Origin of the sequence: Bacillus sp. JJ1503 (assembly GCF_036965125.1) — a bacterium.
Lineage (GTDB): Bacteria > Bacillota > Bacilli > Bacillales > Cytobacillaceae > Cytobacillus.
In genome coordinates, this window is the sequence record NZ_JBALOZ010000242.1 from 12,636 (window position 1) to 14,006 (window position 1,371).

Sequence of the window (1,371 nt, forward strand, 5' to 3'; positions counted from 1 at the left end):
AACTACCTTCAGAACGTTTTCTGGCACTGAAAGACGTTATAAAGTCACTTTAACTACCATCTGAACTGATTTTCAGTGCTGAAGGGCGTTTAAAAGCACACTTAACGACCTTCTAACCTATTTTCCTGCACTCAAGGGTGTTTAAAAGCACTTTTAACGCCCTTCTGACCTGTTTTCCTGCACTAAATGGCGTTTAAAAGCCCTCTTAACGCCCTTCTGACCTTTTTCCTGCACTGAAGGGCTTTATTAAGCCAGCTCATCAGGTTTTACAACTACTGGTTCCGCAGCCATCTAGCCGCGTCTTTAGCGTGATACGTAATAATTAAATCACAGCCGGCACGCTTCATTCCAACTAGCATTTCCATGACAATTCGCTCTTCATCAATCCAGCCATTTTGTGAGGCTGCTTTCACCATGGAATATTCCCCGCTCACATTATAAATAACGAGTGGAAGATTAATATTATTTTTCACATCTCGGACGATATCGAGATACGGCATTCCAGGCTTCACAATGATAAAATCGGCGCCTTCCATTAAATCAGATTCTGCTTCACGTAAAGCTTCCATACGGTTTGCCGGATCCATTTGGTAAGCTTTACGATCGCCAAACTGAGGTGTACTGTCAGCTGCATCACGGAACGGACCATAGAAGGCTGAAGCATATTTAACGGCATAAGACATAATAGGTATATTTTCAAAGCCAGCTTCATCCAAGCCTGCACGAATTGCAGCGACAAATCCATCCATCATATTAGATGGAGCAATTATATCGGCACCTGCTTTTGCCTGACTGACAGCCGTTTGTACTAATAGGTCAAGTGAAGGATCATTTAATACTTGTCCATTCTCAATCACACCGCAATGCCCATGGCTTGTGTACTCACAAAGACAAGTATCGGCAATAACAATGACATCCGGGAACTTATCCTTAATAAATCTAGTGGCTTCTTGAACAATCCCATGATCATGATACGCTTGGTTGCCGCATTCATCTTTTTCAATGGGAATCCCGAAAAGGAGGACGGATTTAATTCCTAATGATACAACCTCATTCATTTCTTCTTCAAGATGATCTAATGATAAATTATAAATTCCAGGCATAGAGGAAATTTCTCTTTTAATATCCTGTCCTTCAGCAACAAAAATCGGATAAATTAAATCATCAGTACTTAAATGGTTTTCACGGACTAAAGCTCTCATGTTTGGACTTTGGCGAAGTCTTCTATGTCTCGTAAATTGGATATCCATTAGGCTCACTCCTATTTTTGAAAAATTACTTTTTCATATTTAAATATTCAATAATACTTTCTAGCATATGATCAGTTGTATAGATTGCCGGCTCACAGTGGACATTTAGTCCGTATGATAT

At 40.0% G+C, this 1,371-nt stretch carries 1 protein-coding gene; it reads right to left on the minus strand.

What is annotated here, in order from left to right; all coding sequences use genetic code 11:
- Positions 1-272: 272 nt before the first annotated feature.
- Complete coding sequence (hemB, locus tag V7149_RS18095) at positions 273-1,250, minus strand: porphobilinogen synthase (protein ID WP_335347004.1); 978 nt, start codon at positions 1,248-1,250, stop codon at positions 273-275.
- Between the last annotated feature and the right edge of the window lie 121 nt (positions 1,251-1,371).